The following is a 26,116-nucleotide window of genomic DNA, read 5'->3' on the forward strand; positions in this document are numbered from 1 at the left end:
CGAAAGGCTCCTGGGGAATGGCCGCGCCCCCCTCTAGTCCCTATCTATGGCCGATCAACGTTTGAAAGACCCGCATGACCGACAAACTTGACGCGCTGCCCGATGCGGTCGCCGCCGCGGCCTTCCGCCGGCTGGTCCGCCACCTGCGCCATCGTACCGACGCGCAGAACGTCGATCTGATGGGCCTGTCCGGATTCTGCCGCAACTGCCTGTCCGACTGGATCGAGGAAGCGGGCGATCTGCCCAAGGCCGAGGCGCGCGAGACGGTCTACGGCATGCCGCAGGCAGAGTGGAAGGCGCGCTACCAGACCGAGGCGACGCCCGAACAGCTCGCGCGCATGGCGGACAGCGTAGCGCGCAACGCCCCCGCCACCGAAGCCGCCGCACGGGGTTGAGCCCGGCGGACGAACCGCCTAGACGCCCGCCCCTACCGGCACGCGGCCGGTATCCTTTTTGGCGAATCATACAAGGACCGCAGGGCGCCTGCGGCGGGGTGGGACAATGGCGGAAGAACGGCAAGACGGCATGGGCGGCGGCCAGGTCGCGGCGGACGAGCTGCGCCTGCTGATCGAGCGCGCGGAACGGCTCGAGGAAGAGAAGAAGGGCATCTCGGACGACATCAAGGACGTGATGGCCGAGGCCAAGGGCCGTGGCTACGACCCCAAGGCGATCCGCAAGATCCTCTCCATCCGCAAGAAGAAGAAGGAAGAGTATCAGGAAGAGGAAGCCATCCTCGAAGTCTATATGCAGGCGCTCGGCATGATCTGATCGACCGGGGCGGCCTGTGGTCCACGCCGCCCCGCCGGTGACATCGCCGCGATCGGATCCGTCGACGTCGCCGTGGTGCGACGTCGCGGCATCTAGGCCGTGTCCACAGTCTCGGGGGAGTCACCGCGCTTGCCAAATCCCCAGTATTCCCGCGCAGGCGGGAATCCAGTGGCCAAGCAGACCGACGGCTTCCGAAGAAGAAACACTAGGCTCCCGCCTCCGCGGGAGCACTGAAAACATCACATCGTCATGCCGGACCGGTTCCGGCATCCACGGCTCCGCCGGAGCTTGCAGCCGTTGCTTTTGCGGCACTGTGACCCCGGAACACGTCAGGGGTAAGACTGCCCTCGACCAGGGCCGCTACCCGCCGGCGCGGCCGCAACGGGCCCTGGCCGCACCCGATCTCACCCCCGATCCAGCCGCCGTCCCAGTCCGACGAACACGTAGATCAGCGACGGCACCAGGATCGCCGAGAGCAGCACCTTGGCGATCATCTGGCCGAGCAGCAGCTCGCCGATCGGGAAGACGCCGGCGAAGGCGATCGTCACGAACAGCAAGGTGTCGACGATCTGGCTGAGCACGCTGGCGATACCGGCGCGCAGCCAGAGCAGCCCGCCGCCCTCGCGCCCCTTGAGCGCGGCGAAGATGGTGACGTTGAGCGTCTGCGAGATGCCATAGGCGACGATGCCGCCCAGCCAGATGCGCGGCGTGCCGCCCATCATCAGCGCAAAGGCGTCGCGCCGCGCCGGCTCCATGTCGGCGGCGGCGGGCACCGACAGCACGATCACCGACAGCAGGATCGAGACGATCAGCGGCACGAAGCCGATCTGCACCAGCCGCGTCGCGATGGTGCGGCCATGCAGCTCGGCGACCGCGCTCGACACGACGACGAGCAGCAGGAAGGCGAAGATCCCCGCCTCCACCGCGAGCGGCCCCAGCCCGACGAGCGGGCCGAGCGCCGACAGCGGCCCGAGCGCGACCTGTTTGTTGCCGAGCACGCCGGCGATGCAGACCATGCCGCCGTAGAAGATCGAAAAGGCGAAGAGCGAGCGGCTTACGCGAACCTGATTGTCCATCGCCGCGACGCTAGCGGCTTTCGTCGGCGCTGCAAACCAATCGCCATTCCCACGGGCGCACGCGCCGGGTAGCATCGCGCGCAAAGCAGAGGATGCCATGGCCGAACCCCATAACGATCCCGCCGGCGCGCCCGATCTGGCGACGTTGCAGCATTGGACCTGGCTGCTCGGCCGCGCGCAGCAGATGATGATGGAACAGGGCATCGGCCTGCTCGGCGCGGGCGACGCATCGCCGCCGCTCGTCCGCCAGACGCAGGATTACTGGCGCGATCACCTCGCCTTGTGGCAGCGCTTCGTCGATCCCGCCGCCGATCTGCCGCCGCCGCCGCAGTCGGAGGGCGATTCGCGCGACCGGCGCTTCAAGGCCGCGGCGTGGCGCGAGGACCCGTGGTTCGACTGGATCCGGCGCAGCTACAATCTGATCGCCGACCATCTGCTGCGCGGCGTCGACGCGCTCGACGGCGTGCCCGAGGCGCAGCGCGAACAGCTCCGCTTCGCCGCGCGCGGGCTGATCGAGGCGATGAGCCCGTCCAACTTCCCGCTCACCCATCCCGAGGTGGTCGAGAAGACGATCGCCACCAAGGGGCAGAATCTGCTCGACGGCCTGCAGCATATGCTCGCCGACATCGCCAAGGGGCAGGTGACGCATACCGCCGAGGGCGCGTTCGAGGTCGGCCGCAATATCGCGACGACGCCGGGCAAGGTGATCAAGCGCACCCCGCTCTACGAGCTGATCCATTATGCCCCGACCACCGAGCGCGTGCTGGCGACACCGCTGGTGATCTTCCCGCCATGGATCAACCGCTTCTACATCCTCGATCTGTCGCCGGAGAAAAGCTTCATCCGCTGGGCGGTCGACCAGGGCCTGTCGGTGTTCATGGTGTCGTGGAAATCCGCCGACGCCTCGATGAGCGACGTGGTGTGGGACGATTACGTCGGCGCGCAGATCGATGCGATCGACACGGTGCGCGCGACCCTCGACGTGCCGGCGGTGCATACGATCGGCTATTGCGTCGCGGGGACGACGCTCGCCGCGACGCTGGCGGTGCTCGCCGCGCGCGGGCGGGACGATGCGGTGGCGAGCGCGACCTTCTTTACCGCACAGGTGGACTTCACCGCCGCCGGCGAGTTGCGCCATTTCGTCACCGATGAGCAGCTCGCGCTGATCGGCAGCCTGTCGCCACAGGGCTTCCTCGACGGCCGCTACCTCGCCGCGACGTTCAACCTGTTGCGCGGGCGCGACCTGATCTGGAATTACGTCACCAACAATTATCTGCTCGGCGCGGATTACGCGCCGTTCGACCTGCTCCACTGGAACGGCGACACCACCAACCTACCGGCGAAATGGCATTTGTCGTATCTCACCGATCTCTATCGCGACAACCGCCTCGTCCAGCCGGGCGCGATGACGATGGCCGGCGAATCGATCGATCTCGGCCGGGTGACGACGCCCGCCTATGTCCAGGCGGGGCGCGAGGATCATATCGCCCCGGCGGAGAGCGTCTGGCGGATCACCCATCATTTCCGCGGGCCGCTGCGCTTCGTGCTCGCCGGATCGGGGCATATCGCCGGCGTCGTCAATCCGCCTGCCGCGGGCAAATACCAATATTGGACGAACGATGCGGCGGTGACGACGCTCGAGGATTTCGTCGCCGGCGCGTCCGAGACCAAGGGCAGCTGGTGGCCCGACTGGCGCGGCTGGATCGAGTCGCGCGGCAGCGACACCGTCGCCGCCATCGGTGCGCGGCGCCCCGGCGAAGGCGCGCTGCCGGCGCTCGCCGACGCTCCGGGAGACTATGTCCGCGCGAGATAGCTCCATTCTTGCTGCACTGCACAAACCGCGTTGATCTCGACCCCGAAAGCGGCTATTGTGCAGTGCAGCATGAAAGCTGGAGAAGGCCTGATGGACGATCGTTTGTCCAAGCCCGCCAAACGCGGGTCGAACCGCCCGCGCGTCGACTCGCCGCCGCGTCCCCAGCGCTCCCGTGCCAAGCCGACCGGCATCCAGCCGGCTCCGGTGCCTGCCGCCGATGCGGTGACGGCGCCGCTCCCCGTCGCGCCCGCCCCCGTCGTGGATGCGGCCGCACCGATTGCCACACCCGCAGCGAAGGAAGTCATCATGGAAACGATCGAGAACGTCACCGCCACGACCCAGACCGCGTTCACCGACGCGACCGACCGCGCCAAGGGTGCGGTCGACAAGAGCCAGAAGCTGCTCCAGGACGCCACCGAGTTCGGCAAGGGCAATATCGAAGCGCTGGTCGAATCGTCGAAGATCGCGGCACGCGGCCTCGAGTCGCTCGGCCAGGACGCCGCCGCCTATGCCAAGAAGTCGTTCGAGGACGCGACCACGGTCGCCAAGACGCTGAGCAGCGTCAAGTCGCCGACCGAATTCTTCAAGCTCCATGCCGATTACGTACGCGCCTCGTTCGACGCGCTCGTCCAGCAGAGCTCGCACAATACCGAGGCGGTGCTGAAGCTCGCCGGTGAGGTGGTGCAGCCGCTGTCGAACCGCGTCGCGCTCGCCGCCGAGAAGCTCAAGGTCGCGGCGTAACCCGCAGCCTTGCCTCGTTCGGGAAGGGCGGCCGCAGCGATGCGGTCGCCCTTTTCCTTGCGTCAGGCCTTGCCCCCCGCCCCCGGCATGCCATATTTCCCCGATCACATGACAGTTGAAGCGATCACCATGGCGGAACGCCGCGACGATGGGTCGGACGAGGGCACCGGCCTCGCCACCAAGACGCGCACGCGGACCAAGCAGCCGACGCCCTATCGCGTGCTGATGCTGAACGACGACTACACGCCGATGGAGTTCGTCGTGCTCTGCCTGCAACGCTTCTTCCGCATGAACATGGAGGAGGCGACTCGGGTGATGCTCCATGTCCACCAGAAGGGCGTCGGCGTCTGCGGCGTCTTCTCCTACGAGGTGGCGGAGACCAAGGTCGGCCAGGTGATCGACTTCGCCCGCCAGAACCAGCACCCGCTCCAGTGCACGCTGGAGAAGGCGTAACGCCGTAGCGGCCCGGGCGCCGAGGCGCTCGGCGATCTGTCGGACAGCGTCGGCGGCGCGCGGTGACGTCGCGCCTGCCGCGTCAGCGGTTCTTCCTGCAAATGGCAGAATGAACGACCGACATTACCACGGTCGGCCCATCCTCGCGTCTTAGCGTCTTCGCGTCTTCGCGTGACCAATCAACGCCCGGCTGACTCCGGCTCGGACCGGCTCATAGTCTCATCCTGGCGAAATGGGACGGAAGACAGCGCGCCGACCGCAACACCTCCGCGCCTCCGCGCCTCCGCGTGAACCAGATTGCTTGCCGGTCGAAGCGCCGCGCGTGAACGCGGGAAGCTGTCGGCGAGCGCCCGACCCCATACGTCTCCGGCAAGAGGGTTTGCGCGGAGGCGCGGAGGGACAGTGTCTACCGCGGCCCCTCGCCTCCCCATGACGTCGGGAAGAAAGGGCTCCGCCAAGCCGTCCCGTCTTCCGGCCCGCTTATCGCGCCGGCGGCAGCCAGCTGAGGTCCACCCCCGCCGCTCGGGCGGAGTCGCGTGCGGTGTGATGCGCCGTGCGCAGCAGCGCCGCTTCGTTGACGAAGGTCATCCGGCCGCCGTCGCGCGCGATCAGACCCTCGTCCTGCAACTGGCGCAGCATGCGGTTGACGTGCACCGCCGTGAGGCCGGTGGCGTCGCCGATCTCCTCCTGCGTCAGCCCGAGGTGGAAGCTGTCCCCGCCGGTCCCGTCGACGACGCGCAGACGGTTGCGGATCTCGATCAGCAGCGCCGCGACGCGCGCCTTGGCGGAGGTGCGGCCGAGCCCGGCGAGGCGATCGGTCAACGCCACTCGCTCGATCTGATCGACCGCGATCAGCAGCGCGGCGAGGCGCGGATGCTCGACCGCGAGGCTGCCGACCGCGGCGCGGTCGACCGAGGCGACGGCGCATTCGGTCAGCGCGATCACCGTCTCGGGCGACGTGCGATAGACCAGCCCCGCCATCGCGATCAGGTCGCCGCGGAACAGGAAGCGGACGATCTGACGGCTGCCGTCGGGCAGGATGACATAGCTCATCATCGTGCCGCGGCGGACGACGAACAGTTCGGAGGCCTTGTCATGCTCGCGCAGCAGCACGACGCCGCGCCGCAGCGTCCGTTCACGCAGTTCGAGGCTGCCGAGCGCAGCCTTTTCCGAATCCGACAAATCGATCAATTCACCGAGACGCTCGGCAAGGCAACTTGTCGTCACGCCTTTGAAATCCCCCAATTATTTGCGCAGGACCTAGGTCGGGGCCAGGAACGGTGCATTAAAGCCGATCAACCGCTCGGGGATTAGTTGCACCGGCCCGACCGAGCCCGGCCATATCTGTGCCACTGGCCGCTTGCGTCGGCGCGGCGGCGCGTTAGACGGCGGGGATGGACCGCATCCTTATCCGTGGCGGCAACCGCCTGTCCGGCCGTCTCCGCATCTCGGGCGCCAAGAACGCCGCCCTGACGCTGATGCCCTGTGCCCTGCTCACCGACGAGCCGCTGACGCTGCGCAACCTGCCGCGGCTCGCCGACGTCGATGGCTTCGGCCATTTGCTCAACCAATTGGGTGCCTCGACGCGGATCGAGGGAACACGGCCGGAGGATTTCGGCCGGGTGATGACGATCCGCGCGGGCAAGCTGACCTCGACCGAGGCGCCCTATGACATCGTCCGCAAGATGCGCGCCTCGATCCTCGTGCTCGGCCCGGTGCTCGCCCGCGCGGGCGAGGCGACGGTGTCGCTGCCCGGCGGCTGCGCGATCGGCAACCGGCCGATCGACCTCCACCTCAAGGCGCTGGAGGCGATCGGCGCCGAGCTCGAAATGGCGGCGGGCTATGTCAAGGCGACCGCGCCGGGCGGGCGGCTGCGCGGCGGCCGCTACCGCTTCCCGGTGGTGTCGGTCGGCGCGACCGAGAATGTCGTGATGGCGGCGGTGCTCGCCACCGGCAGCAGCATCATCGAAAATGCCGCGCGCGAGCCCGAGATCGTCGACCTGTGCAACTGCCTCGTCGCGATGGGCGCGCGCATCCAGGGGATCGGTACCGAGACGCTGGAGATCGAGGGCGTCGACCGGCTGCACGGCGCGACCTATGCGGTGATGCCCGACCGGATCGAGGCGGGCAGCTATGCCTGCGCCGCGGCGATCACCGGCGGCTTGCTCGAGCTGCTCGGCGCCAATGCCGCCGACATGCAGGCGACGATCGACGCGCTGCGCGAGGCGGGCGTCACCGTCACCGAGACGCGCGAGGGGCTTTCGGTCGAGGCGACCGCGCCGCTCGGCCCGATCTCGCTGTCGACCGCACCCTATCCCGGCTTCGCCACCGACATGCAGGCGCAGTTCATGGCGATGCTGTGCAAGGCGTCGGGGGCGAGCGTGCTCACCGAGACGATCTTCGAAAACCGCTACATGCACGTGCCCGAGCTGGCGCGGATGGGCGCGGACATCCAGGTCCACGGCCGCACCGCGGTGGTCAAGGGCGTCGACCGGCTGGTCGGCGCACCGGTGATGGCGACGGACCTGCGCGCCTCGATGAGCCTGATCCTCGCCGGCCTCGCCGCCGAGGGCGAGACCTCGGTCGCCCGCGTCTATCATCTCGACCGCGGCTATGAGCGGCTCGAGGAGAAACTGTCCGCGGTCGGGGCGGATATCGAGCGGCTCAGCGACGGCTGACGGCGGGATCGGCCGGGTGAGCCGGCCGCTGTCGGGTTTCGGGCGCGGTGTCGGGTCGACTGCACGATCGCCATTCTGGTTTCGTTTGACCGCTGACGGAGCATGACTCGGCCAGCTTCGGCAAAGTGTTGCATCGTTTCACCGACCGCCCCGGCTAAGGCTGGGGTCCAGTGCGAAACACGCATATGCTCCAAACGGTGTCTACCGACTAAACCGCGACGTCACGCGAGCATTGCAGACGCTTTCCCAGTGCTCCCGCGCAGGCGGGAGCCCAGTGTTTCTTCTCGTCACGAGCCGTTGCCCTGCTGGGCCACTGGATTCCCGCCTGCGTGGGAATACTGGCATTTGCCGGCGCCCAACGTGAGTCTCGCATCGGTTTAGCCTTCGAAACGTCATGCCTCGCAGGGAAGAAGCGTGTCTCAACCGACTTAGAGCCCGACATGCCACCGCATCCCAACGACTGCGTGCAGCATGCGTCGACGTCCCCCGCAGCGCCCTGCCTCAGATCTCGCTGACCAGCAGCTTGTCGATCCGCCGACCGTCGAGATCCACGACCTCGAACCGCCAGCCCTGCTCCTCGAAGCTCTCGCCCTCGCCTGGCAGGTGGCGGAAGGCGGCGAGCGCAAGACCGGCGACGGTGGCGTAATCGCGGTCCTCGGGCAGGTCGATGCCGAGCCGTTCGGCGAGCGCATCCGCCGCCATCGTGCCCGCGACGAGCAGCGATCCGTCCTCACGCACCACGACCGAAGGCGCCTCGTCCGGATCGGCGTCGCTGGCGAATTCGCCGGCGATCGCGGCGAGCAGGTCGGCGGGGGTGACGATCCCTTCGAAATGGCCGTATTCGTCGTGGATCAGCGCCATCGGCACCTCGGCCTGACGCAGCGCGATCAGCGCGTCCATCGCGTCGATCCGGTCGATCACCACCGGCGCCTTGCGCATCAGCGTGCGCAGGTCGAGCGTCTGGCCGCGGAACAGCGCCGCGGCGATGTCGCGCGCCTGGACGACGCCGATCACCGCATCGACCGATCCGTCGGCGACCGGCAGGCGGGTATGCGGCGTCGCCAGCAGCGTATCGCGGATCCCGTCCGGCCCGAGATTGCAGTCGAGCCAGTCGACGTCGGTGCGCGGCGTCATCACCTCGCGCACCGGCCGGTCGGCGAGGCGGACGACGCCCGAGATGATCGTCCGCTCATGCTCCTCGATCACGCCCGACTTCGAGGCTTCGGCGACGATCAGGTGCAGCTCCTCGGCGGTCACCTGATCCTCCGATTCGCGATTGAGGCCGAGCAGGCGGAAGACCAGAGCGCTCGACGAATCGAGCACCCAGACGAGCGGCGCGCAGACCAGGGCGATATAGCGCATCGGCAAGGCGACGAGCGACGCCACCGTCTCCGGCTTGCGCAGCGCGAACTGCTTGGGGACCAGTTCGCCGATGATCAGCGAGGCATAGGTGGTGATGCCGATGACCAATGCGAAGCCGAGCGATTCGGCGGTATGCGCCGACATACCCGCCGCCTGCAGCCGCGCCGCGGTCGGCCCGCCGAGGCTCGATCCCGAATAGGCGCCGGCGAGGATGCCGATCAGCGTGATGCCGATCTGCACCGACGACAGGAACTTGCCCGGATCGGCGGCGAGGGCGAGCGCGGCGACCGGCCCCTTGCGTCCCGATCGCGCCATCGCCTCCAGCCGCGCCTTGCGCGACGAGACGATCGCCAGCTCGCTCATCGCGAACACGCCGTTGAGCGCGACCAGCGCGAGGATGATCACGACGTCGATCCAGGGGAAGGGCGGGAGCGGTGCCATCGGCGGACGTGTCTTTGCCGTACAACGCACGCGACGACAATGGTCTCGATTACGATCGTGCGAATATCCCCGTCAGCCGCGGTTCAGATCGCAGGCGGAACAAGCCGCTTCGGACCCGAGTTTTGCTCGACAGTGAAGATGAAGGGGTTGTCATGAAGTCCAAGTTGTTCGCCGCCGCCGCGCTCACCGCGCTGGTCACCACCAGTGCCTGCACCACCGATCCCGAGACCGGCGAGCGCCGCATCTCGAAGACCGCGATCGGCGGCATCGGCGGTGCGCTCGGCGGCTATCTGCTCGGCGACCTCGTCGGCGGACGGCGCGACCGGACCGAGAAGATCCTCGGCGCCGGCATCGGCGGCCTCGCCGGCGCGGGCATCGGCGCCTATATGGACAAGCAGGAACGCGACCTGCGCGCCCGCACCGCCGGCACCGACGTGCAGGTGACGCGCGAGGGCGACAATCTGGTGCTCAACATCCCATCGGGGATCACCTTCGCCTATGACAGCGCCGAGGTGCAGCCGCAGTTCCGCCGCACGCTCGATCAGGTCGCCGAGACGCTGTCGCAATATAACCAGACCTATATCGACGTGTACGGCCACACCGATTCGACTGGCTCCGACGCCTATAACCAGACGCTGTCGGAGCGGCGCGCGACCGCGGTGGCGGACTATCTCGCCAGCCGCGGCGTCCAGCCGGCGCGGATCGGCACGCGCGGCTTCGGCAAGACGCAGCCGATCGCCTCGAACGACACCGACGCCGGCCGCGCCGCCAACCGCCGCGTCGAGGTGAAGATCGTACCGATCTCGCAGAACGACCTGCGCTGATGCGGGGGGGGCTCGGGTCGATTAACCTTGGCCCGGGTCCGCCAGCTCATCCCGTGTTTCCGCGAAAGCGAGACCTCTGCGAAAGTAGCAACCTGACCTGCTCACGTACCACTCCGGCGCAGGCCGGGGTCCAGTTTGGTGAAGCCTTGCAATCAGTTACAACGGCCTCCCAACTGGGCCCCGGCCTTCGCCGGGGCGGTTTCGAAACTTTCGCAGGGGTCTCGCGAAAGCGGGAACACGGTGGCCAAGAAGAGCAACGTTTGTCGCTCCAGAGGAGCACTGGGCTCCCGCCTCCGTGTACAGTTTCGGGAGACTGGTTGGACCGGGAAGGTGTAGAACGGGGCATCGTCTGGCTGAGGAGTCGAGGATGCTGATCGCCCTGCACCGCAATGCGGTGACCACCCCGCGGCAGCGGGCGTATATCCGCACCAGTCCGCTCAGCGTGGCGGCGCTCGCCCGGGAGCTGGGGGTGAGCGAGACCACCATCCGGCGCTGGCGCAACCGCAGCGATGGTGCCGACCGCAGCTCGCGGCCGCACCGGCTCGCCACCAGCCTGTCGGCCGAGGAGGAGGAGGTCGCCGTCGAGTTGCGCTGCCGGCTCGACCTCTCGCTCGACGATGCGCTGGCGGTGCTGCACCGCTGCGTGCGGCCCGACATCTCGCGTTCGGCGCTCTACCGGCTGTGGCGACGGCGGGGCATCGCCGCGCCGCCCCCGCCCGACACGGCGCAGGCGCGCGCGGCCGCGCGCTTCGAGCCGGCGCCGTTCGGCTATGTCCATGTCGACCTCAAGCACCTGACCCGGCTGGAGAAGCGACCCGCTTACGTGTTCGTCGCGATCGAGCGGGCGACGCGCTTTGCGCATATCGACATCCTCGCCGATCGCAGCGCCGCCACCGTCGCTGCCGCGTTGACCCGCTTCCTCGCCGCCTTCGGCCAGCCGGTGCACACCATACTCACCGACAATGGGTCCGAGTTCACCGATCGCTTCGGCGGCGCCTTCTACACCAGCCGCCAGACCGGCACCGGCCGCCACGCCTTCGACCGGGTCTGCGCCGCGCACGCCATAATCCACAAGCTCACCAGGCCCTACCACCCGCAGACCAACGGCATGGTCGAGCGCTTCAACCGCCGCATCGGCGAGGCCCTCGCCAGCCGTGCCGCCACCGGCGCGAATGCCGGCCGCAACCGCTTCACCTCGCACGACGAGCGCAACGCCTTCCTCTACGACGTCGTCGCGCGCTACAACCGAACGCGACTGCAATGCCTCGGCTACACCGCTCCTGCTGAACAGCTTGCCAACCTCACGAAACAGTACACCTCCGCGGGAGCACTGCGTTGAGCAGTTTTCAATCGAGCGTGAGCGTTTCAAGCGTGATCAAATGTGGGCGTTCGAAAGAATGAAGGTCGGAATGCGGCCTTCCTAAACGCCGGCATCGATCGCCCCTCCCGCCCGGGCGAGCCCGGCGAAACTCGCGTCTTCATCAGCGCCTTGCCCTGTCCGTCAAAGCTCCACCGCGACCAAAAACCACGCGCCCGCGGTTGACCCGCCCATCACCGCAGCGCAGCATCGCAGCCATGGCCACGCTCGACCCCGCTTCGCTCCCCCCGATCGCCAACAATCCCGACGTCCGCTTTCTCGGCGCGCAGCTCGGCGACGTGATCCGCAGCTATGGCGGCGAGGCGCTGTTCGAGGCGACCGAGGCGATCCGCCGCGCCTCGGTCGAGCGGCATCGCGGCACGGGCAGCAGCGACAGCGTCCACCAGCAGCTCCAGCATCTCGGCCTCGACGAGACGCTCGATTTCGTCCGCGGCTTCATGCTGTTCTCGATGCTCGCCAATCTTGCCGAGGATCGGCAGGGGGTCGCGGCCGATGAGGGCGCCGACGTCGCCGCCGCGCTCGCCACGCTGGCGCGCGAGGGGATCGACCGCGAGGTGGTGCAGGCGCTGCTCGAACGCGCGCTGATCGTCCCGGTGCTCACCGCCCACCCCACGGAGGTGCGGCGCAAGAGCATGATCGATCACAAGAACCGCATCGCGCAGCTGATGACGCTCAAGGACATGGGGCATGACGAGACGCCCGATGGCGATCGCGTCGACGATGCGATCACCCGCCAGATCGCGCTTCTGTGGCAGACGCGGGTGCTGCGCCGCGAGCGGCTCTACGTCACCGACGAGGTCGAGACCGCGCTGTCCTATCTGCGCGAGGTGTTCCTGCCGGCGCTGCCCGCGCTCTACCAGCGCTGGGACCGGGCGTTCGGCGCCGAGGAAAACGGCTGGCGCGTGCCGAGCTTCGTCCGCCCGGGCAGCTGGATCGGCGGCGACCGCGACGGCAATCCCTTCGTCACCGCCGATTCGCTGCGCACTGCCCTCGCCCGCGCCTGCGAAGCCGTGCTCGGCTTCTATCTCGACGGCGTTCACGCGCTCGGTGCCGAACTGTCGATCTCGACCGAGCATGTCGCGGTCGATCCCGCGGTGGCGGCGCTCGCCGAGGCGAGCGGCGATACCGCCGAGAGTCGCGCCGACGAACCCTATCGCCGCGCGCTGTCGGGGATCTACGCCCGGCTCGCGGCGACGCATCAGGCGCTGACCGGCAAGCCCGCGCCGCACCCCGGCCGGCTGAGCGGCGAACCCTATCCCGATCCGCAGATGCTGCGCGCCGATCTCGTCGCGCTCGCCCGCGGCCTGTCGGCGACCGAGGCGGGCGCGCTCAAGACCAGCGGCGCGCTCGGCCGGCTGATCCGCGCGGTCGAGACGTTCGGTTTCCATCTCGCGACGCTCGACCTGCGCCAGAACAGCGCGGTGCACGAACGCGTCGTCGCCGAGCTGCTCAAGGTCGCCGGGGTCGAGGCGGACTATCTGGCGCTCGACGAGGCGGCGCGCGTCGCGCTGCTGCGCCGCGAACTCGCCAATGCCCGGCCGCTGACCAGCCGCTTCACCGATTATTCGGAGGAGACCGCGTCCGAACTCGCCATCGTCCAGGCGGCGGCGGAGGCGCATGCCACCTATGGGCCGGCCTGTATCACCAATTACATCGTCTCGATGGCGCAATCGGTCTCGGACCTGCTCGAGATCAACCTGCTGCTCAAGGAGGTCGGGCTCTACCGTCCCGGCGAGCCCCCGCATGCCGCGGTGATGGCGGTGCCGCTGTTCGAGACGGTCGGCGATCTGGAGGCGGCGCCGCAGGTGATGCGCGACTGGTTCGCGCTGCCCGAGATCGCCGCCATCGCCGCCAAGCGCGGGCATCAGGAGGTGATGATCGGCTATTCGGACAGCAACAAGGACGGCGGCTATCTCACCTCGACCTGGCAATTGTCCAAGGCGTCGACCGCGCTCAAGCCGGTATTCGAGGCGGCGGGCGTCGGCATGCAGCTGTTCCACGGCCGCGGCGGCGCGGTCGGGCGCGGCGGCGGATCGGCGTTCGCGGCGATCCGCGCGCAGCCGCCCGGCACGGTGCAGGGCCGCATCCGCATCACCGAACAGGGCGAGGTGATCGCTGCCAAATACGGCACCCGCGAAAGCGCGATGACCAATATCGAGGCGATCGCCGCGGCGACCCTGCTCGCCAGCCTCGAACCCGAGCGTCTGTCCAACACCGAGAACGACGAGTTCTGCGCGGCGATGGACGCGCTGTCCGACACCGCCTTCCACGCCTATCGCGATCTCGTCTACGGCACCGACGGGTTCCGCACCTTCTTCCGCCAGATGACGCCGATCGGCGAGATCGCCGGGCTCAAGATCGGCAGCCGCCCGGCGAGCCGCAAGAAGTCGGACGCGATCGAGGATCTGCGCGCCATCCCCTGGGTGTTCAGCTGGGCGCAGGCACGCGTGATGCTGCCCGGCTGGTACGGCGTCGGCCAGGCGCTCGCCGCTTATCCCGACAAGGGAAGGCTGCGCGAGATGGCGGAGGGCTGGCCGCTGTTCGCCGCGACGCTCGCCAATATGGAGATGGTGCTCGCCAAGTCGGACATGGCGATCGCCGGCCATTATGCCGAACTGGTCGAGGATGCGGGCCTGCGCGAGGCGATCTTCGGCCGGATCCGCGATGCCTGGCACCAGACCCACGACGGCCTGCTCGCGGTCACCGGCCAGACGCGGCTGCTCGACAAGCATCCCGCGCTCGACGCGTCGATCCGGCTGCGGCTGCCCTATATCGAGCCGCTCAACCTGCTCCAGATCGAGCTGATGAAACGCCACCGCGCCGGCGAGGCCGATCCGCGCATCGGCGAGGGCATCCTGCTGTCGATCAACGCCGTCGCGACGGCGCTGCGCAACAGCGGCTGACGGATCGGAGGACGCGACGTACGGGCGCGCAGAGGCGCAGAGGACGCGGAGGTGTTCCGCTTTTTCTGCCGTATCGGTCTCGCGTCTGCGAATTTGGCGGACGGTCGCCGATAAGAGGCATCCTCTCTGCGCATCTGCGCTCTCCGCGCCTCTGCGTGAACTGAGAGGGCGCCGCCGCGCGACCTAAGTTCGCACCTCCGGCAGGCACGCATCGACGATCTGCGCCGCCACCAGCGCGACGACGGCACCGATCAGCATGTCGGTGAGGTAATGCGTCCCTTCGACCGGCGTCGCCAGCAGCATCGCCGCGACCAGCCAGCCGAGCCGACGCAGCGGCGGCGTCCGCCAGATCGTGCGCAGGTAGAGCGTCCCCGCCGCGGCGTGGAAGCTCGGCGCCGACACCAGCCCGCGCAACGCGCCGAGATCGATGACGTGGACGGTCCGCGCGCGCAGCGCCGGGATCAAATTTGACTGCCACGTCTCGCTCACCGGCATATAATCGACCGCACCGCGCCACAGATAGGAGAGCGGTCCGATCGCCGGCATCTGCGTGAACAGCGCCAGCGTCAGCACCGCGGCGAGCCAGAAGCTGGCGAGGAAGCGATGCGCCGCGATCCGCTGGCCGTGCGCGGCGAACCAGCCGAGCAGCAGCGCCGGCGTCAGGTAGATGCTCTCATAGGCCGCGACGCCGAGCCATTGCAGCGGCCGGTGCGCGGCGACGGTGCGATACCAGCCGAGCCAGTCGAAGCCGAGCGCCACGTCGGCACGGTGCAGCGTCGCATCGGCATAGCCTTGCGTCAGCGCCGCGAGCGGATAGCTCGCCACCGCGCCGGTCAGCGCGATCAGCGTGAAGACGGCATAATAACCGGCACCGTCGCGCAGTCCGTCGGCATGGCGCCAGCGCCGCGGCACCATGCCGCTGCGCAAGCCGAACAGGCAGACGCCGGCGAGCGCGAACGGCAGGTTGCTGCGGCTCCACAGGGCGACGTGCAGCCCGGCGCGATGCAGTAGCCAGGCGGTGACCAGCAGGCTCGCCCCGAGCGCGGCAACCACGATCGGCAGAGCGAAGCCGGCGCGGGGCGAGGCGCGGCGGGGCGGAGCGGCGGTCGACGGGAAGGATTGCGCGTGCAGCATGCGGCCTTGGCTCGGGTACGATCGCCGCTCGTCGCGTCGCCAAGCTGAAGAGGGGCTGAATCAAACGGACGCCGGACGACGCGCCGAAGCGCCGATCGCGACGAAAGGTGCATGGCACGGTGCGCCCGCATCTGTTAGCCCTGCTGCCATGCCCAGTTCGGCCGCCGCATCCGCCCGCGAGATCCTGACCCGCCTTCACGACGTGATGGCCGGCCGCAACCCGGCGCAGGCCAAGCTCAACGCCGTCGTCGGCATCATCGCCGAGGCGATGGATAGCGAGGTCTGCTCGATCTACCTGCTGCGCGAGGGCGTGCTCGAACTGTTCGCGACGCGCGGGCTCGATCAGGCGGCGGTGCACGTCACCAAGCTGGCGATGGGCGAAGGGCTGGTCGGCTCGATCGCCGAGGATGTCGAGGTGCTCAACCTCGACGAGGCGGCGAGCCACCCCGATTTCGCCTACAAGCCCGAAACCGGCGAGGAACGCTATCATAGCTTCGCCGGCGTGCCGATCATCCGCCGCGAACGCGCGGTCGGCGTGCTCGCCGTCCAGCATAGCGAGCAGCGCAAATATCAGGACGTCGAGATCGAGGCGTTGCAGACCGTCGCGATGGTCTTGTCCGAGCTGATCGCCAATGCCGGGCTGATCGACACCGCCACCACCGGCGTCGACCGGCCGCAGTCGACCGCGGCGGTGCGGCTGCCCGGCCAGAAATTGGTCGAGGGGATGGCCTCGGGCCATGCCGTCTTCCACCAGCCGCGCATCGTCGTCGAACATACCGTCGCCGAGGATACCGACGCCGAACGCCACCGCGTCTATGCCGCCTTCGACAAGATGCGCGAGCAGATCGAGCGGATGACGCGCGAGGCGGAATTCGGCGTCGACGGCGAGCACAAGGAGGTGCTCGAGACCTACAAGATGTTCGCCTATGACGAGGGCTGGGCGCGGCGGATCAACGAGGCGATCGATTCGGGGCTGACCGCCGAGGCGGCGATCGAGCGCGTCCAGCAGCGCACCCGCCAGCGGATGCGGCAGATCGACGATCCGCTGCTCGCCGACCGGATGCACGATCTGGAGGATCTCGCCAACCGGCTGCTCCGCATCGTCTCGGGGCAGATGGGCACCGCGGCGCAGATGGGGCTGCGGCAGGACACGATCCTGATCGCGCGCAATCTCGGCCCGGCCGAGCTGCTCGAATATGACAAGCGGCGGCTGAAGGGCGTGATCCTTGAGGAGGGATCGCTCACCGCGCATGTCACCATCGTCGCGCGGGCGATGGGGGTACCGGTGCTCGGCCGGGTGCGCGACGTGCGCCGGCTGATCGCGGAGGGCGATCTGCTGCTGCTCGATTCGGTCGCGGGCAACGTCTTCGTCCGCCCGTCGGCGGCGATGGAGGAGGCGTTCGACGCGAAATTGACGCTGCGCCAGAAGCGCAAGGCCGCCTTCGCCGCGCTGCGCGACGTGCCGCCGGTGACGCGCGACGGCCATCGCGTCACTTTGATGGTCAACGCCGGGCTGCGCGACGACGTCGCCGCGCTCGACATCACCGGCGCCGACGGCATCGGCCTGTTCCGCACCGAATTCCAGTTCCTCGTCTCGGCGACGCTGCCGCAGCGCGAACGCCAGCAGCGCCTGTACCGCGAGGTGCTCGATGCGGCGGGGACGCGGCCGGTGATCTTCCGCACGGTCGACATCGGCGGCGACAAGGCGCTGCCCTATCTCAACAAGGAAGACGCCGACGAGGAGAATCCGGCGATGGGCTGGCGCGCGCTGCGCCTCGCGCTCGACCGCGACGGCCTGATGAAGGTGCAGGCGCGCGCGCTGATCGAGGCGGCGTCGGGTCGCACGCTCAACGTCATGTTCCCGATGGTCAGCGAGGCATGGGAATTCGCCGAGGCGAAGGCGCTGTTCGAGGCGCAGCGGGCCTGGCTCGACGCGCGCGGGCGGCGGGCGCCGCTGGCGATCCGCTACGGCGCGATGCTCGAAGTGCCGGCGCTCGCCGAGCAGCTCGACCTGCTTTTGCCCGATATCGACTTCCTGTCGGTCGGCACCAACGACCTGACGCAATTTTTATTTGCGGCGGATCGCGCTAACCCGCGGCTCGCCGAACGCTATGACTGGCTGAGCCCGTCGATCCTGCGCTTCTTGCAACGGGTGATCGGGCCGTGTCGTGACGCGGGCGTCGACCTTGGCGTGTGCGGCGAGATGGGCGGTCGGCCGGTCGAGGCCATGGCGTTGATCGGGCTCGGAATTGATCGGCTGTCGATTACGCCGGCGGCGGTCGGGCCGATCAAGGCGATGGTGCGCAGCCTCGATCATGCCGCGGTGCGCGCCTTCGTCGCCGAGCTGATCGCGCGTCCGCCGCGCGACATGCGCGGCGCATTGACCGACTGGGCGGGCCGCAACGGCGTCGATCTGGCCTGAAACGCTGCTGAACGGCGGGCCGGTTGCGTTGACTTGCGCCAAGGCATCGGGGAAGGTCTTTCCCGTCACCGATCCGCAGCCCTCCCTTGGAGACACGAATGGACGAGGTCGATCCCGGCCAGCCGAACCCGACCCCCGTTGCCCCGGCCCGCCCGGGTGAACGGTTGCGCCGAGCGCGGGAGCAGAGGGGCCTCAGTCTGGCCGAAGTCGCGGCACAGACGCGCGTGCCGCTGCGCCATCTGCAGGCGCTGGAGAGCGGCGACTATGGCCTGCTGCCCTCGCCCACCTATGCGATGGGTTTCTCCAAGGCCTATGCGCGCGCCGTCGACGCCGACGAGGTCGAGATCGCGCAGGACGTGCGCCGCGACCTCGACCGGCTCGGGCCGCGCCAGCCCGAATATGTCCCCTATGTCACCGCCGATCCGGCCCGCGTGCCGTCGCGCGGCGTCGCCGCGATCGGCGTCGGCATCGCGCTGGCGGTGCTGATCCTCGTCGGCCTGTGGTACGGATCGGGCCTGCTCCAGTCGAACGCGTCGCGCACCGAGGTCGCGAGCAGCGACGACACCGCGTCGCAGGCGCTTGCCCCCAAGCCGGCGCAGACCGCCGCACCGGCGATCCCGACCGGCGGACAGGTCGTGCTGACCGCGACCGACACGGTGTGGCTGCGCGTCTATGACGCCGACGACAAGAAGCTGTTCGAAGGCACGATGAAGCCGGGCGATCGCTATGAGGTGCCGGCGACCGCCAAGGACCCGATGATCAACGTCGGCCGCCCCGACAAGCTGACGGTGACACTCAACGGCTCCGCGGTGCCGCCGCTCGGCGACGGTTCGCGCGCGATCAAGGACGTCGCGGTGAGCGGTTCGGCGATCGCGCTGCGCCTCGCCGGGCAACCCGCCGCCGCCCCCAGCGCGGCCGCGACGACCGCGACGACGGCCCGCACCGCGACGCGTCGCGACGCCGCCCGCCCGGCCAACCGCACCGGCGCCGATCTCGCCAGCGATCCGCTGCTGCCGCAAGAGCCGGCCGCCGTTGGTAATTTCGCGCCTTAAGGCTGGCGACAGCCTGCCGGTTGCAGCTATGACCGCACCACGTTGACCCAAGCCGCGCCGGGGGGTGTTTCACTTATGCGTACGATCATCTGGGCGCTTGCCGCCACGTCCCTGCTGCCGATCGCTGCCGCGGCGCAGAGCAACGTCGAAGGCCGCGTCGGCAAGCTCGAGAGCGAGATGCGCGCGGTGCAGCGCAAGGTCTTCCCCGGCGGTGCCGGCCAGTATCTCCAGCCCGAGATCACCCGCCCCGATGCGCCGCAGCCGGCGGGCGGCACCCCGGCGACCAGCGCGGTCGCCGACCTCACCGGCCGCGTCACCGCGCTCGAGCAGCAGATGGCGTCGATGACCGACCAGATCGAGCAGACCGGCTACAAGCTGCGCCAGCTCCAGGACCAGTTCGACGCCTATAAGCGCGCCAACGACGCGCAGCTGCGTAACCTGTCGTCGACCCCGGCGCTGGCGATGACGCCCGCCTCCGCGCCGCTCGGCGGCGACGGCGCGGACGGCGAACCGGCGCGCGGCCCCGCCCGGCCGGGAACGCCGGTCTCGGTCGCGGCGGCCGGTGATACCGCTCCCTCGGCCGCCGCGGCCAAGGTCGACAAACCCGATACCGGCGATGCCGCCGAGGACGCCTATCTCTACGGCTATCGGCTGTGGACCGCGAAGCAATATCCGCAGGCGGAAGCGCAGCTCAAGAAGGTCGTCGCCGACTATCCCAAGCATCGCCGCGCCAGCTGGGCGCAGAATTTGCTTGGCCGCGCCTATCTTGACGAGGGCAAGCCGAGCCTCGCCTCGATGGCCTTCTACGACAATTACAAGAAGATGCCGGATGGCGAGCGTGCCCCCGACAGCCTCTATTACCTCGCTCAGGCGCTGATGAAGCTCAACAAGCCGACCGACGCCTGCAAGGTCTATGGCGAGCTGACCGACGTCTACGGCAGCAAGATTTCTTCGAGCATGAAGGCTGATGTCCAGAAGGGCCGTACCGCCGCCAAGTGTAAGTGATCCCTTCGCCCTGGCGGCGGAGCGATTCCACCACGACGTCAACCGCGCGCTCGGCGGCGAGCCGCGCGGGACGATCCTGCTCGCCGTGTCGGGCGGCCCGGATTCGATGGCGATGCTGACGCTCGCCACGGCGACCTTCGCCGGGCGGATCAGCGTCGCGACGGTCGACCACCGGCTGCGCGAGGCCGCGGCGGACGAGGCGGTGATGGTCGCCAACCATTGCGCCTTGCTCCACGTGCCGCATGCGACGTTGCTCCCGGTCGCGCCGATCACCGGCGCGAGCCTCCAGGCGGCGGCGCGGCAGGTGCGCTACCGCCTGCTCGCCGACCATGCCCGCGCCGTCGGTGCCGCGGCGGTGGCGACCGCGCATCATGCCGACGATCAGGCCGAGACCTTTCTGATGCGCGCGGCGCGCGGGTCGGGGATCGCCGGCCTCGCCGGCGTGCGGGCGCGCGCGGTGATCGACGGGGCGACGGTGATCCGCCCGCTGCTCGAATGGCGTCGCGCCGAGCTGCGCGCGATCGTCCGCCGTGCCGAGGCGCCGTTCGTCGACGATCCGACCAACGCCGATCCCGCGCACGATCGCACCCGCTTCCGCCGCCTGCTCGACGCCAACGAATGGCTCGGCGCGCCGCAGCTCGCCCGCGCCGCCGCCCAGCTCGCCGAGGCGGACGGCGACGTGCGCGCGATCACCGACTGGCTCTGGTCGAGCCGCGCGACGGTCGACGGCGCGCAGGTGCAGATCGACATGGCCGGCCTGCCGCGCGAACTCGTCCGCCGCCTCGTGCGGCGCGGCATCGGGCTGGTGATCGAATCGGCGGCGATCGTCGCGCCGAAATGGAGCGACTCGGCCAATGTCGAGGCGCTGCTGGATGCGGTCGGCGGCGGCCGGCGCGCGACGCAGGCGGGCGTCGTCGTCCAGCCGCAGCGCGATCTGTGGCGATTCCGTCCCGCACCGGCGCGGCGAACCGCCGGATCGGCCGAATAGCCGGCTTCGTTCCATTGCCATTAACCCGCGCATGCCTATCTTGGCCGGCGAAAGGTTCCCCATGAACGATAACGACAAGCAGCCCCAGAACGGCGACGGTGGCAACGGCGGCAACCCCTGGATGAAGAGCCTGCTCATCTGGGTCGGAATCCTGCTGGCGCTGGCGCTGTTCGTCACGATGTTCAACGGACCCAATGCGGCCGGTGCGAGCAACACCGTCGCTTATTCGAAATTCCTCGACCAGGTCGACGAAGGGACCGTCAAGGACGTCGCGATCAGCCGCGACATCATCACCGGCACCTATTCGAGCGGCGAGAAGTTCCGCACCTATCCGATCCAGGACCCGACGCTGGTGCCGCATCTGCGCACCAAGAACGTGTCGATCTCGGCGAAGCCCGACGAGGGTACGTCGATGTGGATGCTGCTGCTCTATCAGTCGCTGCCGTTCCTGCTGTTCCTCGGCATCGCCTTCTTCGTCATCAAGCAGATGCAGAAGAACACTGGCGGTGGCGCGATGGGCTTCGGCAAGAGCCGCGCGCGGATGCTGACGCAGAAGGAAGGCAAGGTCACCTTCGACGATGTCGCCGGCATCGACGAGGCGCGGGCCGAGCTGACCGAGATCGTCGACTTCCTCAAGGACCCGACCAAGTTCGCGCGCCTCGGCGGCAAGATCCCCAAGGGCGCGCTGCTGGTCGGATCGCCGGGTACCGGCAAGACTTTGCTGGCGCGCGCGATCGCCGGTGAGGCGGGCGTGCCGTTCTTCACCATCTCGGGCTCGGACTTCGTCGAGATGTTCGTCGGCGTCGGCGCGAGCCGCGTCCGCGACATGTTCGAACAGGCCAAGAAGTCGGCGCCGTGCATCGTCTTCATCGACGAGATCGACGCGGTCGGCCGCCATCGCGGCGCCGGCCTCGGCAACGGCAATGACGAGCGCGAGCAGACGCTCAACCAGCTGCTCGTCGAGATGGACGGCTTCGAGGCGAATGAGGGGATCATCATCGTCGCGGCGACCAACCGCCCCGACGTGCTCGACCCTGCCTTGCTGCGTCCGGGCCGGTTCGACCGTCAGGTCGTCGTGCCGCGCCCGGATATCGAGGGCCGGATCAAGATCCTCGAAGTCCATATGAAGAAGGTGCCGCTGGCGCCCGACGTCGATGCGCGGGTGATCGCGCGCGGCACGCCGGGCTTCTCGGGCGCCGATCTCGCCAATCTCGTCAACGAGGCCGCGCTGATGGGCGCGCGCAAGGGCAAGCGCCTCGTCGCCATGGCCGAGTTCGAAGAGGCCAAGGACAAGGTTATGATGGGCGCCGAGCGCCGCTCGATGGTGATGACCGAGGACGAGAAGAGGATGACCGCCTACCACGAGGCGGGCCATGCGATCGTCTCGATCCACGAACAGGCGAGTGACCCGATCCACAAGGCGACGATCATCCCGCGCGGTCGTGCGCTGGGCATGGTGATGCGCCTGCCCGAGCGCGACAGCTACAGCTACCATCGCGACAAGATGTACGCGAACCTCGCGGTGGCGATGGGCGGCCGCGTCGCCGAGGAGATCATCTTCGGCTATGACAAGGTCTCGTCGGGCGCGAGCGGCGACATCCAATATGCCACTGGTCTGGCCCGCGACATGGTCACCAAATGGGGCATGTCGGACAAGGTCGGCCCGGTCGAATATGCCCAGCCGGAGGGCGAATCCTTCCTCGGCTATTCCTCGTCGCAGCCGGTGCGTATGTCGAACGCGACCGCGCAGCTGATCGACGACGAGATCAAGGGCATCGTCGAAGGCGGTCTGGCGCGCGCCAAGCAGCTGCTCACCGAACATGTCGACCAGCTGCATCTGCTCGCCGGAGCGCTGCTCGAATATGAGACGCTGTCGGGTGACGAGATCAAGAAGCTGATCGCCGGCGAAGAGATCGGCCGGATCGATTCGGGGCCCAAGCCGAGTGTGCCGCGCGCCGGGACCTCGATCCCGAAGACGCGTCGTCCGGGCGGCCCGTTCGGCAATCCGGCACCGCTCGGCGCCTGATCGCCGGCGCGGTTCAGCGCGCTTTCAGTTTGTGACGGCTAGTCGGCGGCATTCCTTTCGGAGTGTCGCCGATGTCGCGTAAAGTTCTGATCGCCCTCGCCGTTTCTCTCGCCGCGGCTGCCCCCGCCGCCGCCGCGATGAGCGTCGGCACCTTCCTAGACCGCGCCGCGCCGCTGCGTGCCAATCCCTTCACCGCGCTCACCAACCCGGATTATCAGGTGCTCAAGGCGGAGGCGGACGCCGCCACCCGCCAGCTCCGCGCCGACAGCGCGGCGCGCGTCGCCGCCGGCAAGAAGCCGATCGCCTGCATGCCCGACGGCGCGAAGATCGGCATCCTGCAGATGCTCGGCGGCCTCGACGCTTTGTCACCGGCGGAGAAGAAACTGCCGCTCAAGGACGGCTATGCGCGGGTGCTGGCGAAGACCTATCCGTGCTGAGGGTGGCGCGGTGGCGATGCTCAGCGCGGCGCTGCGTTTCTGTAGTAAGGCTCGGTGTCCCGAACGGCTTCGAAACCCCTGCGACCGTCGCTCCTTTCGCCGCAAACACCAGTATTCCCGCGCAGGCGGGAATCCAGTGGCCCAGCAGAACAATGGCTCGCGGCAAGAAGGAAACTGGGCTCCCGCCTGCGCGGGAGCACTGTTCGTTGCGGCGTCTCGACCCGCATCGGGCGCACACGCCGCAAGATCATCGGCTATCCTTCCCACGGCGCGGCGGATGCCCGGCATGACGAATGGAGTGTCGGCAGCCTCCGCCGGCCAGCCGCGCCATCGCACCCGGCACCGGCCGAGCGGAAGACCGCCATCCGCCCGCCGGACTCACTCCGCCCCCCTTGAACCGAGCCGACACAGCGCGCACAGCCGCGGCGATGGAGCGGCTTACCCGACGCAAGGTGATGATCGGCGGCGGCGTCGGGGTCGGGCTGGTCGTCGCCTGGGGCGTGTGGCCGCGGGCCTATCGCGCCAATCTCGCGGTCGCGCCGGGGGAGACCGGCTTTGGCGGCTGGCTCAAGATCGGTGACGACGGGCATGTCACCGTCGCGGTGCCGCAGCTCGAACATGGCCAGGGCGTCTATACCGCTTTGCCGCAGATCGTCGCCGACGCGCTCGGCGCCGACTGGCGCACCGTCGGGGTCGAGCCGGCGCCGCTCAATCCGCTCTACGCCAATCCGCTCGCGCTCGACGATCTGCTCGAAGGCGCGCTCAGCCGCCTGCCCGCCGGGTTCGCCGACACGGTGGCGCGGCGCGGCGATCTGATCGTCACCGGCGGATCGACCTCGGTGCGGATGTTCGAGGAGGATTGCCGCATCGCCGGAGCTTCGGCGCGCGCCTTGCTGTGCCGGGCGGCGGCGCGGCGCTGGGGCGTCGACTGGCGCGACTGCGCGGTCGACAACGGCTTCGTCACCTCTGCGACGCAGCGGCTGCGCTTCGCCGAACTCGCCGCCGAGGCCGCACGCGAACGCCTGCCCGATCCGCTGCCGATCGGCGGCGAGGGCAGCGGCCGGCTCAGCGGCCAGTCGCTGCCGCGGCTCGACGCCCCCGCCAAGGTCGACGGCTCGGCCAATTTTGCCGGCGACATCCGCCTGCCCGACATGGTCCATGCCGCGATCCGTCAGGGGCCGATCGGCGACGCGACGCTCACCCGCGTCGATCGCACCGCGGCGGACCGGATCCGCGGCGTGCTCGCGGTGGTCGAGAACCCGCGCTGGGTCGCCGCGGTCGCGACCACCGGCTGGGCGGCACAGCGCGCGCTCGATGCGCTCGCGCCGCGCTTCACCAGCAGCGCGCGGTTGATCGACAGCGCCGCGATCACGCGCCGCCTTGCCGCCGCACTCGACGCACCGGGCGAGACGATCGCCGCCAGCGGTACGATCGGCACGCTGCTCGACGGAGCCGGTGTGGTCAGCGCCGATTATCGCGTCGGCCCCGGCGTCCACGCCGCGCTGGAGACGACGAGCGCGACCGCGGCGTGGCGCGACGGCCGGCTCGAACTCTGGCTGCCGACCGCCGCCCCCGCCGCGGCGCGGGCCGCCGCCGCGCAAGTCGCCGGGCTGCGCGAGACGCAGGTCGTCATCCATCCGACGCTCGCCGGCAGCAGCGGCGCGACGCTCGACCCGCTCGTCGCCGAACAGGCGGCGTTGCTGGCGATGCAGCTCAAGCGGCCGGTGGCGCTGGTCTGGTCGCGCGGCGAGACGATCGCGCACGATCGCTTCCGCCCGCCGGCACAGGCGCGATTGCGCGCGCGCCTGTCCGCCAATGGCGCGATCGCCGCCTGGAGTGCGCAGATCGCCGCGCCTTCGGCCGGTCATGCGCTGGCGCGCCGCCTGCTCCCCGGTTTCACCTGGGCGCTCGGCACCGGCGATCCCTATGCGGTCGCCGGCGCGCAGCCGCCCTATCGCATTCCCGCGCTGGCGATCACCCATCACCCCGCCGCGCTGGCGCTGCCGACCGGCCATCTGCGCGGCGGCATGCACGGCCTGACCGCCTTCTTCACCGAGACCTTCGTCGACGAACTCGCGCACGTCGCCGGCACCGAGCCGCTCTCCTACCGGATCGGCATGCTCGGCGGCGAGGCACGGCTGGCGCGCTGCCTCACCACGGTGGCGGCGCTGGGCGGCTGGAACGGCGGCGCGGCGGGGTCGGGCCAGGGCATCGCCTGCCACAGCCTGCGCGGCAGCCATATCGCGGTGCTCGCCGAGGTCGAGACGGCGGGGCGGCCGCGCGTCACCCGCCTCGTCGCCGCGGTCGATTGCGGGCGGATGATCAACCCCGACCTGGTGTTGCAGCAGATTGAGGGCGGGCTGATCTTCGGCCTCGCCCATGCCTTCGGGGCGAGCACGACGATCAGCGGCGGGCGCACAGACGTGCGCGGGCTCGCCGGGCTCGACCTGCCGCGGCTCGCCGATACGCCCGACATCGTCGTCGAATGTATCCGCTCGGAAGCACCGCCGGGCGGGGTGGCCGAGATCGGCGTCCCTGCGGTCGCGCCGGCAATCGCCAACGCTTTGCATGCCGCAACCGGTATCCGTCGTCGCGACCTGCCGCTAAGGTCCTGA

Annotated in this window: 19 protein-coding genes and 1 pseudogene; 16 read left to right on the forward strand and 4 right to left on the reverse strand. The window is 69.2% G+C overall.

The window, feature by feature from the left end:
• Nucleotides 1-74: 74 nt before the first annotated feature.
• Nucleotides 75-395, forward strand: a complete 321-nt coding sequence (locus BW41_RS14805; protein WP_037535272.1) for a DUF1244 domain-containing protein — start codon at nucleotides 75-77, stop codon at nucleotides 393-395.
• A gap of 106 nt (nucleotides 396-501) precedes the next feature.
• Nucleotides 502-768, forward strand: a complete 267-nt coding sequence (locus BW41_RS14810; RefSeq protein WP_051583514.1) for a DUF2312 domain-containing protein — start codon at nucleotides 502-504, stop codon at nucleotides 766-768.
• A 404-nt stretch (nucleotides 769-1,172) separates the two neighbouring features.
• Here the strand turns inward: BW41_RS14810 and BW41_RS14815 are convergent, their stop codons facing one another.
• Nucleotides 1,173-1,844, reverse strand: coding sequence for a queuosine precursor transporter (locus tag BW41_RS14815; RefSeq protein ID WP_037535274.1), 672 nt, complete (start codon nucleotides 1,842-1,844; stop codon nucleotides 1,173-1,175).
• A gap of 97 nt (nucleotides 1,845-1,941) precedes the next feature.
• On the opposite strand from BW41_RS14815, the gene BW41_RS14820 reads away from it, so the two are divergent.
• The 3 genes from BW41_RS14820 to clpS all read left to right on the forward strand — a co-directional run bounded on the left by BW41_RS14820 (nucleotide 1,942) and on the right by clpS (nucleotide 4,851).
• Nucleotides 1,942-3,657 (forward strand): PHA/PHB synthase family protein, encoded by a 1,716-nt coding sequence (locus tag BW41_RS14820; protein ID WP_037535275.1) that lies wholly within the window; start codon nucleotides 1,942-1,944, stop codon nucleotides 3,655-3,657.
• A gap of 90 nt (nucleotides 3,658-3,747) precedes the next feature.
• Nucleotides 3,748-4,398 carry a phasin family protein gene (locus BW41_RS14825; protein WP_235199782.1) on the forward strand — a complete coding sequence of 217 codons (651 nt, stop codon included), beginning with the start codon at nucleotides 3,748-3,750 and terminating at the stop codon, nucleotides 4,396-4,398.
• Nucleotides 4,399-4,527: 129 nt separating this feature from the next.
• Nucleotides 4,528-4,851 carry an ATP-dependent Clp protease adapter ClpS gene (gene clpS, locus BW41_RS14830; RefSeq protein ID WP_037535276.1) on the forward strand — a complete coding sequence of 108 codons (324 nt, stop codon included), beginning with the start codon at nucleotides 4,528-4,530 and terminating at the stop codon, nucleotides 4,849-4,851.
• Nucleotides 4,852-5,331: 480 nt separating this feature from the next.
• Here clpS and BW41_RS14835 read toward each other — a convergent pair whose 3' ends face one another.
• Nucleotides 5,332-6,078, reverse strand: a complete 747-nt coding sequence (locus BW41_RS14835; RefSeq protein ID WP_037535340.1) for a Crp/Fnr family transcriptional regulator — start codon at nucleotides 6,076-6,078, stop codon at nucleotides 5,332-5,334.
• Between the two features lie 167 nt (nucleotides 6,079-6,245).
• Between BW41_RS14835 and murA the strand changes: the two genes are divergently transcribed.
• Nucleotides 6,246-7,529: a UDP-N-acetylglucosamine 1-carboxyvinyltransferase gene (gene murA, locus BW41_RS14840; RefSeq protein WP_037535277.1), complete on the forward strand. Its 1,284-nt coding sequence runs from the start codon at nucleotides 6,246-6,248 to the stop codon at nucleotides 7,527-7,529.
• Nucleotides 7,530-8,030: 501 nt separating this feature from the next.
• Here murA and BW41_RS14845 read toward each other — a convergent pair.
• On the reverse strand, nucleotides 8,031-9,332 hold the full coding sequence (locus BW41_RS14845; RefSeq protein WP_037535278.1) for a hemolysin family protein: 1,302 nt from the start codon (nucleotides 9,330-9,332) through the stop codon (nucleotides 8,031-8,033).
• Between the two features lie 152 nt (nucleotides 9,333-9,484).
• Here BW41_RS14845 and BW41_RS14850 point away from each other — a divergent pair, with 152 nt between their 5' ends.
• The 3 genes and pseudogenes from BW41_RS14850 (at nucleotide 9,485) to ppc (ending at nucleotide 14,437) form a co-directional block, all read left to right on the forward strand.
• Nucleotides 9,485-10,156 carry an OmpA family protein gene (locus BW41_RS14850; RefSeq protein ID WP_037535279.1) on the forward strand — a complete coding sequence of 224 codons (672 nt, stop codon included), beginning with the start codon at nucleotides 9,485-9,487 and terminating at the stop codon, nucleotides 10,154-10,156.
• 367 nt (nucleotides 10,157-10,523) lie between these two features.
• Nucleotides 10,524-11,483, forward strand: a pseudogene (locus BW41_RS14855) (DDE-type integrase/transposase/recombinase); the annotation flags it as partial.
• A gap of 248 nt (nucleotides 11,484-11,731) precedes the next feature.
• On the forward strand, nucleotides 11,732-14,437 hold the full coding sequence (ppc, locus tag BW41_RS14860) for a phosphoenolpyruvate carboxylase (protein WP_037535280.1): 2,706 nt from the start codon (nucleotides 11,732-11,734) through the stop codon (nucleotides 14,435-14,437).
• Nucleotides 14,438-14,620: 183 nt separating this feature from the next.
• Here the strand turns inward: ppc and BW41_RS14865 are convergent, their stop codons facing one another.
• Nucleotides 14,621-15,571, reverse strand: coding sequence for a phosphatase PAP2 family protein (locus BW41_RS14865; protein ID WP_051583516.1), 951 nt, complete (start codon nucleotides 15,569-15,571; stop codon nucleotides 14,621-14,623).
• Nucleotides 15,572-15,719: 148 nt separating this feature from the next.
• Here BW41_RS14865 and ptsP point away from each other — a divergent pair, with 148 nt between their 5' ends.
• The 7 genes from ptsP (at nucleotide 15,720) to BW41_RS14900 (ending at nucleotide 26,116) form a co-directional block, all read left to right on the forward strand.
• Entirely contained in the window at nucleotides 15,720-17,993 is a 2,274-nt protein-coding gene (gene ptsP / locus BW41_RS14870) for a phosphoenolpyruvate--protein phosphotransferase (protein ID WP_037535281.1), read from the forward strand.
• Between the two features lie 98 nt (nucleotides 17,994-18,091).
• Nucleotides 18,092-19,045 (forward strand): helix-turn-helix domain-containing protein, encoded by a 954-nt coding sequence (locus BW41_RS14875; RefSeq protein ID WP_081793120.1) that lies wholly within the window; start codon nucleotides 18,092-18,094, stop codon nucleotides 19,043-19,045.
• Between the two features lie 75 nt (nucleotides 19,046-19,120).
• On the forward strand, nucleotides 19,121-20,050 hold the full coding sequence (locus tag BW41_RS14880; RefSeq protein WP_037535282.1) for a tetratricopeptide repeat protein: 930 nt from the start codon (nucleotides 19,121-19,123) through the stop codon (nucleotides 20,048-20,050).
• Nucleotides 20,013-21,038: a tRNA lysidine(34) synthetase TilS gene (tilS, locus tag BW41_RS14885; RefSeq protein ID WP_037535283.1), complete on the forward strand. Its 1,026-nt coding sequence runs from the start codon at nucleotides 20,013-20,015 to the stop codon at nucleotides 21,036-21,038. Before BW41_RS14880 ends, tilS begins: the two co-directional genes overlap by 38 nt.
• A 61-nt stretch (nucleotides 21,039-21,099) precedes the next feature.
• The gene (gene ftsH, locus BW41_RS14890) at nucleotides 21,100-23,064 is read left to right on the forward strand and encodes an ATP-dependent zinc metalloprotease FtsH (RefSeq protein WP_037535284.1); all 1,965 of its coding nucleotides are present in this window, start codon (nucleotides 21,100-21,102) and stop codon (nucleotides 23,062-23,064) included.
• A 71-nt stretch (nucleotides 23,065-23,135) separates the two neighbouring features.
• Nucleotides 23,136-23,501 carry a hypothetical protein gene (locus BW41_RS14895; protein WP_037535285.1) on the forward strand — a complete coding sequence of 122 codons (366 nt, stop codon included), beginning with the start codon at nucleotides 23,136-23,138 and terminating at the stop codon, nucleotides 23,499-23,501.
• Nucleotides 23,502-23,929: 428 nt separating this feature from the next.
• On the forward strand, nucleotides 23,930-26,116 hold the full coding sequence (locus BW41_RS14900) for a xanthine dehydrogenase family protein molybdopterin-binding subunit (protein WP_037535286.1): 2,187 nt from the start codon (nucleotides 23,930-23,932) through the stop codon (nucleotides 26,114-26,116).

This window comes from Sphingomonas sp. RIT328 (assembly GCF_000632225.1).
Lineage (GTDB): Bacteria > Pseudomonadota > Alphaproteobacteria > Sphingomonadales > Sphingomonadaceae > Sphingomonas > Sphingomonas kyungheensis.